This is a genomic window from Mesorhizobium sp. M1312 (assembly GCF_040318115.1).
In the GTDB taxonomy this organism is placed as follows: domain Bacteria; phylum Pseudomonadota; class Alphaproteobacteria; order Rhizobiales; family Rhizobiaceae; genus Mesorhizobium.
The window spans coordinates 1-7,100 of record NZ_JAMYLQ010000069.1 but is presented as its reverse complement, the minus strand read 5'-3'; the positions used below and the strand labels follow the sequence as shown (position 1 = coordinate 7,100).

The 7,100-nt window shown below is 59.7% G+C and carries 3 protein-coding genes; 2 read left to right on the top strand and 1 reads right to left on the bottom strand.

Features of this window, described 5'->3' with window-relative positions; all coding sequences use genetic code 11:
* A partial coding sequence (locus tag NKH36_RS34175; protein ID WP_352966192.1) for an Ig-like domain-containing protein occupies positions 1 to 1,115 on the bottom strand: 1,115 nt, incomplete at its 3' end.
* Between the two features lie 1,526 nt (positions 1,116 to 2,641).
* Here NKH36_RS34175 and NKH36_RS34170 point away from each other — a divergent pair.
* Together NKH36_RS34170 and NKH36_RS34165 are read left to right on the top strand one after the other, a co-directional pair.
* The gene (locus tag NKH36_RS34170) at positions 2,642 to 4,360 is read left to right on the top strand and encodes an adenylate/guanylate cyclase domain-containing protein (RefSeq protein ID WP_352966191.1); all 1,719 of its coding nucleotides are present in this window, start codon (positions 2,642 to 2,644) and stop codon (positions 4,358 to 4,360) included.
* Between the two features lie 636 nt (positions 4,361 to 4,996).
* Entirely contained in the window at positions 4,997 to 6,916 is a 1,920-nt protein-coding gene (locus tag NKH36_RS34165) for an adenylate/guanylate cyclase domain-containing protein (RefSeq protein ID WP_502912173.1), read from the top strand.
* The last annotated feature ends 184 nt before the right edge of the window (positions 6,917 to 7,100 follow it).

Sequence of the window (7,100 nt, the reverse complement as noted above, 5' to 3'; positions counted from 1 at the left end):
GAGGTCACCGTGTAGGTGTAGCTGTCGGTGCCGTTGAAGTCGGCGTTCGGCGTGTAGGTGACCGAGTTGTCGGGATTGACGACGACCGAGCCGTTGGCGCCCTGGGTGACCGCGGTGACCGCCGGCGTGCCCTCGAAGCTGTCGTTGGCCAGCACCGCGGTGGTGATCGCCGTGTCCTCGTTGCCCGAGGCGGTGTCGTCGGCGATGTCGGCGACCGCGTTGACGGTGATTGCCAGCGAGTCTGTGTCAGTGACTAGACCATCATCGGTTGTGATTGTTAGCGTATCCGAACCGTTAAAGTCCCCGTTTCCCGTGTAAGTCAGACCGGATAGGATCAAATTGATGTCCGCTGCGGAGCCAACAATGGTCACCGAATTGGTGCCGTTGCCGGTCACAAGCGGACTGCTCGAGACGTTTAGAGTACCGTGCAGAACTGACACCGTGGTCGTTAACGTACCACCATCAGGATCTGAAACCGAAACCCCTGGAATTGCCTTTGATACGTCCTCATCGGTCAATTGTATCCCGGACGGAACGGTATTCACCGGCGCACGATTGGTGCTGAGATCGATGACGACGGGCGAGAGTTTTTCGATTGCGGAAATTTTCAGATTTATGCTCTGGAATTCATAAATCGATTGATCTGCTTGCCCTGTGCTTTGGTTTACATGGGCCGGAAGCCAAACATTGTTAAAATAATTAATCTCGGCATTTAGGGCTGCCATAAACGCAACATCGTTAGACTGCTGCACGATGTTTACAATTTTTAGCGTGTCGATCTCGGTGGTGCCACCTTTTACAGTACCATTTCCACCATCGTAACTATCGAAGCCGCTGAATGTCGTTACGCCGATTTGTGCGATACCACCGTCATATATGGTTCCCTGGAGTTTGTACTGATTCTCGTACGATACGAAAATAAGGGTGTCAGCGCCCGAACCGCCTAGCAAGCTGTCAATACCGCTGCCGCCATCCAGGATATCTGCACCGGAACCACCATTGAGGACGTCGTTTCCTCCGCCCCCTGAAAGCGCGTCGGCCCCAGAACCCCCGATCAATTTGTCGTTGTAGTCAGTGGCCGTGCCAACATAATTGGTGTCGCCATTCGCGCCCATAACACTTCCTCCCCAACGCCCAAATTTACCTTTTATTAGTAATGTTGAATGTGGTTTCGTTCAATTGTCAATCAGAAACATTGTTAACGGGGCCGCAAGTATTTGAGTTAATTTGGAAGCATCGGGGAAGAGTGTGTGTAGCACTAAGGAACAGCTACTTACATTTGATCCGCGGAACAAATGCTCGTACTGCAGTTGCCAAACGCCGGCCATCAGTCTGACCAGCCACCATCTTTCTGACAGTGATACCCGCAGGCAAACGAAGTGACTTCAAACTGGCCGTCTCGGCGACGCGTTCGGCGCACTCAGTCTCCGCAACCGCTTTCGCGGCCCCCCAATGTTGCTATCTCGCAGCCAACACATCTAATTGATGTCGCGAAAACTCTGACGTGGCTGCCGATTCTGCTTATACCCGACCCCAAGGACTCTTGTCGCCCTTCGTTGTGATGAGGAATGTTCTGGGGCAAAGACACGAAAGTCAGCCCTGGGGCAGTAGCAAAGGCGAAATGACAGGTGGGGATCCTAACACCCGCACGCCTGCTCCGAAACAATTTCAGGATCGTGGCACTCAGCGTCACCCTCGTCGTTATTAACGTTCCAATCCATGCGGAGTGTCCCGGGACCATAACTCGTCATGCATCGCTAGCGCAGCGCTTTGCTTCGCCGGTATGAGTAGCTCTTGTTGCGCACATCAGTGGCGGGATTGGATTGCGGTGTGTTCTAGAGATAGCCGCCCGCGGCAGCTAGGGACCTGCTGCTTTTAGAATTGCCGCCCGCCGATCCGTTCCCGACATATCAACGCGACCGTCCGGTAAGCTCTTCCGGAGCGGAGAAGGTTGGATTTCAGGTGCTCTCCCTCTACCACTCAATTCTCCCAGAACGTTCTCTGCGTAGACTTGGCGGCTCAGAAACCCCGCAGAACTGCTGGCTTTCGGCCGAAAGCTGGGGACTGTTGCTGGTAGTGAAGGTGCCTTTTTTGCTCTCTGTCAGCCCATATTCTCCAAAGCTGGGGAGTGCGCCTTTTTACTCCCTAGCTTTCCTCCATTGAAATCACAGGGATTTCCGGCTTGAAGCTGGGGGTCGTTTGGTGCAACGGGCCGCTATGCGGAGAACATAGAAAGCAAACCGACCGGGGACCAATTAGTCAGCCGCTTCGGCCTTAGAAGCAGGGCTCCGGTGCCGAACTTCCAATGTCTGGAATGGGGCCGTTGGCGGACTTGCGTCTTAGAGGCTCGGAATGTCAGAAGCGGACCTTCAGTCGGGCTGCGTGCATCGACGTGAACTGACCCATTCCGGTCATCGCCTAATTCCACCTGAAGGTCGCGAAAAGGGTGCGAACCCGGGCTTCACACAAACGCCCATCGTCTCAGCGTTTAAAGGTTTGGCGATCTCCTCGAGACGTTCGTAGGGCGCGTTTCCCGATGCGGCCGGCCTTGCAATGCGCTACACTCCCAGACCGCCGCGTCCGCGACGACGGCACCGCCTGCTGGGGTGATGATTGGTCGCCCCCTGAAGGAGCTTCGCCCATGAAGCGCAGAATGGCCGCCCTGATGGTAGGCGATATCGTCGGCTATTCCGGAATGATGGAGCGAGCCGAGGAGCAAACCGCGGAACGCTTGGCTAGCTGTCAGGCCCTCATTTCGGAAAAGGTCGATCTGCTCGACGGCCGGGTTTTCAAGACGACGGGTGACGGGGCCCTCGCCGAATTTCCGAGCGCGGTAAACGCCGTGCGCAGTGCATTCGAGATCCGCAGCGCGCTTGCAGGCGCGCAAGAGCCCGACACCGAACCTTTCAGGATGCGGTTCGGTCTCCATATCGCGGATGTCGTGGTGCAGGGCGATGATCTGGTCGGAGACGGCGTCAACCTCGCGGCGCGCATACAGGCGGCAGCCGAACCAGACTCGATCTATGTAAGCGGTGCGCTCTTCGATCATGTCCGCCGCAATTCTGCGTTCATATTCGACGATATGGGCGAGCGGGCGTTCAAGAACATTACGGAATCGGTGCACCTCTATCGGGTCCGCGGCGAGATCGGAGCGCATCGGCTGCAGTCGGCGCCGACGCAACTGGTCACCACGACGGAACGGCGGCCGGCATCGCTCGCGGTGCTCCCTTTCCGGGTTTCGGGCGACGACGAGAACCAGCGCTATCTCGCTGAGGGCCTCACCGAGGAGCTTATTGTCGAACTGGGGCGGTTTCGGCGTCTTTCGGTCAGTTCGCGGAGTGCGAGCTTCGCGGTTGCGGACTCCCACCCGGATCCGGTGAGGGTCGGCGAGGCTCTGGGCGTTCGATATGTGCTTGAGGGACAGGTGCGCAAGATCGGAGAGCGGGTTTCGATCAGCCTCACGCTGTCGGAAACCGACCAGGGGACGGTGGTCTGGAGCGACAAGATCCAGCGTCCGTTCGAGGAAATTTTCGCTTTGGTTGATGGAACCGTCGCGAGGATCGCCGCGACGGTATCAGGACGGATGGAGGACGCAGCCATGGTGGCGGCGCGCCGAAAGCCGCCAGAAAACATGACCGCCTTCGACTGCCTCTTGCGCGGGCTCGATCATCACCGCCTGGGCGGCGTCACCGACGACAATGCTCGCCAGGCCGTCGGCTGGCTTTCAAAGGCGATCGAGGCCGATCCGCACTACGCGGCCGCCTATGCGTGGAGGGTCTGCGCAGCGTCAGGGCTGCCGGGTTTCGACCCCGAGCAAGGTCGACGGGACATTTGCCGCGCGCTCGAGCTTGACCCCTGCGATGCCGAGGCAAACCGGATCATGGGCGCGTTTGAACTTATGGGTGGCAACTTCGACGAGGCCCTGGTGCACAGCCGCAGAGCAATGGAATTGAACCCGACGGATGCCTACATCAAGGCAAGATGCGCCGCGGTTTTTACCGTTGTGGGCGAAGCAGAGCGTTCATTGTCCTTGCTCGACGAAGCCGAGATGCTCGACCCGTTCCTTCCTGTGTGGTGTGTCGAGGAACGGGGCGTGGCTCTTTATGCGCTGGGCCGCTATGCCGAGGCTATTGAATCCCTCTGCAAACTCACGTTTCAGACGACTCGATCGCGCCTCTATCGGGCGGCCGCGCTCGTGGCGCTCGATCGATCCGACGAAGCCGGCCGGATGATCAGGGAAGCTGTAGGCAGCGAGCCAGCTCTAACAGCTTCCAACTTCACCAGCCGCGAGTGTTATCGCGACCCTGAAAAGGCTCGCGAGCTTGGCCGCTTGCTGATGGAAGCAGGTTTGCCGCCATGAGATCGGTAGCGACGGTCTGCCGCAAACGACAACCCGTTCAGCACACACACTGTCGAAGTCTGCAACGGGTCGACTCCGGTCGTTTGCGATCGAAAAGGGAATGGCCGCTCATGACGCGACTACGATGTCCAGGGTGGTCGCCAGCAATGTCTGCTATCGGGCAACAGCAAAGATCACCTCAACGGCCGACATGAGGGCGCAAAGTTGCCCTCCATCTTGCGCAGAGCGCAACTCGGGCTGTGGGTCAAATCGGGGTTCAATGTGAGAGACGGCTTACCTGCCTCCGTCCACTCGATCGGAAACCCGCGCATGAGCCGCTGAAGCTGCCGTAGGTGGCTGCCGACCATCGAGAATCTCCTCAACAACGTCGGGCGCGAGCAGTGCAGGGCGTAGGAAGTACGCGACGTAGGAGGTCTTGAGCTTCTCTGCCCTGGCCAGTTCGCTGATCCGAGCCAAAGCGGCCGTTTGTCGATCATGTTGTTCCAACGGAAGGCGCGGACGAGAGCAGTGAGCAGCGTGCCATCGCAGAAGCTGGCAAACGCGTAGCCCATTCGCCTTGCGGTTTGAGTCGAGACCTGAAAGGATCGAAGCGAGCCAGATGCGAAAGCACAGCTCTGGCTGTGGGAGCACGCCAGCGTGGTGACCACCCGAGCGGAGCGGCGGCTGGCGGCCATCATGGCCGCCGACATCGTCGGCTACTCGCGCCTCATGGAAACCGACGAGGCGGCGACGCTCGCAGCGATCAAGGCGCTCCGGGCGGAGGTGATCGATCCACTGCTCAACGAGCATGACGGACGTGTCGTTAAGCTCATGGGCGACGGCGCCTTGGTTGAGTTCCACTCCGTCGTCGATGCCGTTACTTGCGCCGTGGCCATCCAGACCGGAGTCACCGCGCATCAGAGCGAAACTCGTGCCGAGCGCCGCATAGTATTTCGTATCGGCATTAATCTCGGCGACGTGGTGGTCGAAGGCGATGATCTCTTCGGCGACGGGGTGAACGTGGCGGCGCGCCTCGAGCAGCTTTGCCCGCCGGGCGGCGTGCTCATCTCGGGAACCGCCTACGACCACATGAAAGGCAAGCTCAGCCTGCCAATCGACTTTGCCGGCGCTCAAAAGGTCAAGAATATCGCCGAGCCGGTTCGCGCCTACAGCGTCAGAATGCAAGGGGGAAAGGGCGGCTGGAGCCTTCGCACCCGCCGCATCCGGCGCTTTCTGCCGATGGCGGCTGCATCCCTTGTTTTGCTTGCGTTTGCGGCTGCTGGAGCGTGGTGGTTGCTGCGGCCGGTTGATACTGCCACCGGCAAGCCGTCCATTGCGGTTCTGCCTTTCAGCAATTATGGAGACGACGAGGCCACCGGGCGCCTCGCCGACGGCCTCACCGAGGACATCATCACCGACCTCGCGCGTTTCCCCGAATTCGAGGTCGTCGCCCGCAATTCAACCGAAGCCTACAAGGGTATGCCGGTGGATGTCCGCCAGGTCGCAGCAGCGTTACACGTCGGATATGTGCTCGAAGGTTCCATCCAGCGCCAGGGCAGCCGTGTGCGGATCAATGCGCAGCTGATCGAGGCGGCGTCCGGCAAGCATCTGTGGTCGGAGCGTTGGGACCGGCCGGATGAAGACGTGTTCGCTGTCCAAACCGAGATCTCCGAGCAGGTCACCAACCGGCTCGGCGGGGGCGCGGGGCTGATTCAGGAAGCTGGCCGGATAGCCGCCAAACGCAAGCGGCCGGACAACCTGAACGCCTATGAGTATTATCTGCTCGGCACCGAGAAGCTTGAGCAGATCACCGTAGAGGGCCTCGAGGAGGCCATCAAGCTGCTCACCCGCGCCGTCGAGTTGGATCCCGGGCTCGCCCGCGCCTGGGTCGAGCTTTATCATTCTCACAGCATTTTGGCGAGCTTCGGCGTCAATCCCGAGAGCGAGAGGAAGGCGGCGATCGAAGCGGCCGAGCGCGCCGTCAAGCTTGATCCGAGCGACGCCGAGGCGCACGCCGTGCTTGGCATGAGCTTCGGCGAGAGGGGTGACTTGGCGCGTGCCAAGGCCGAGCTGGACACCGCCTTGCGTATGGCGCCGGGTTCAGCCGAAATCCTTATCTTCTATGCGAGTTGGGCGTCAACCTTCGGCGAGCCCGAACGCGGCGTGGAACTGATCGACCAAGTGATCCGGCTCGATCCGAACTACCCGTTATGGGCCACCAACCCCTTCTCCTATGCCTACTTTATGGCCGGCCGCTACGAGGATGCGCTGAAGATGCTGGAGCGCATGACGCCGGACACCTACAACCTGATGAGATGGCCGATGCGGTGCGGGTCGTTTGCCGCCCTCGGGCGGACGGACGAAGCGAAAGCCTGTGTCGCGGAAGCGCTCAAGCGCTTCCCGGACCTGACCATCGAAGCCATGGCCAACGAGCCGGGCTACAGCGAGGCTGAGCACCAGCGCTTCATCGAGACCATGCGGCTCGCCGGCTTCCCGGCCTGTGCCAAACCCGACGCGCTGACGAAGATCGCCAAACCGAAGCGGCTGCCAGAATGCGTGAAAGGGGCCGCCAACTAGGCTGCGTCGCAGGAGTGTCAAACGGCGTCACCATTGATCATGCCAGCCGGAATGTCCGCTTCGAGGCGAAGGTAATGTTTGCATGTTGGGCCGAAATTAGGCGCAAAGCTGACAGGCCGTTTAGGGGACCGGAACCGGAATGTCGGGCTTCTAAAGCCGATGGCAGAAAGCGGATACGCTGTGG